Annotated in this window: 1 pseudogene; it reads left to right on the top strand. The window is 59.7% G+C overall.

Annotated features, from left to right (window positions below):
* Window positions 1-1,409 (top strand): annotated as a pseudogene (locus tag AC0L2V_RS32150) (hypothetical protein); the annotation flags it as partial.

Raw genomic sequence — 1,409 nt, 5'->3', positions numbered from 1 at the left:
ATGCCCGCTATCCCCATCTGTCCGGCGAACACCGGGACGTTATTGATCGGGCGATCACTCACGCTGCGGTTCAGCAAAAATATAGCAAGAGCACGGTCCGAAAATACTCGCATGCGCTTCGCTTTTTGGCAAATGACCTCGGCGCTCGTGGCCAAGCGATTGATCTAAAAAATCACCAATCCCTGGTCGATCACGTCGATGCTTTCTTTCCGCAAAACAAAGGCATAAAGACGGCGTTGACCGTCCTGCGTGCGTATCATGAGCCGGGCTATTCAGCTACTCCCGGGCGGCCAGCGCCGGTGCCCTCAAAGGCAGACGCGCGTGTCTTGGAACAAGTGGCCAGTGACAGCAGCTTGGCCTCAAGCACCCAGGCTATCTATGGTCGTACTCTTCGCAGATTTTCTGAGGCGCTTGAGAGTCGCGGCCAGACGATCTCTGGGCTGGATCACGATTCGCGGGTCAAATTCGCCGAAGGGTTGTTTCCAGACGACCGCAATCTCATCTTCGCGTTGCAACGGGTTCGCGATGCGGAGGCCGCATCACCTGTCGCGAGTGGCGCCCGTGCTACCCGCCATCCCCATCTGTCCGACGAACACCGGGACGTTATTGATAAGGCGATCGCCCACGCTGCGGCTCAGCAACACTATAGCGAGAGCACGGTCCGAACATACACGTATGCACTTCGCCGATTGGCAAATGATCTCGGCGCTCGTGGCCAAGCGACTGATCTAAAAAATCACCAATCCCTGGTCGATCACGTCAATGCTTTCTTTCCGCGAAACGAAGGCATAAAGACGGCGTTGCACGTCCTCCGTGCGTATCATGAGCCGGGCTATTCAGCTACTCCCGGGCGGCCAGCGCCGGTGCCCTCAAAGGCAGACGCGCGTGTCTTAGAACAAGTGGCCAGTGACAGCACCTTGGCCTCAATCACCCAGCTTGTCTATGGTCGTACTCTTCGCAGATTTTCTGAGGCGCTTGAGAGTCGCGGCCAGACGATCTCCGGGCTGGATCATGATTCGCGGATCAAATTCGCCGAGGGGTTGTTTCCGGGCGACAGCAATCTCATCTTCGCGTTGCAACGGGTTCGCGCTGCGGAGCGCGCGTCAGACGGGGTTCCCGAGGCGCTCCGGCCGCTGTTCGATGATCGAGTCGACGAGCCGCCAACCAATCCAGCGGAGCTTCTGCGACTGGAACAGGGGTTCCGCGAAGTGCTTCAGCGACGGCAGGATGATCAAGCCGCCTCGTCTTTTTTCAGCGACCCAGGGATGCCCGCTGGACCGGATGACCGCAACAGCAGCGTGGCCGGCGCTTTCGCAGCGGCCGGCTCTGGGTACGCCGGAGTTGAGGCCGCCGCCCCGCCAGCGTTAGCTGCCAGCCAACACCGGCCCTGGCCGGATGCGCTTGACCAG

Source organism: Mesorhizobium sp. WSM4814, from assembly GCF_055811595.1.
This window is presented reverse-complemented; position numbering and strand designations above follow the sequence as displayed.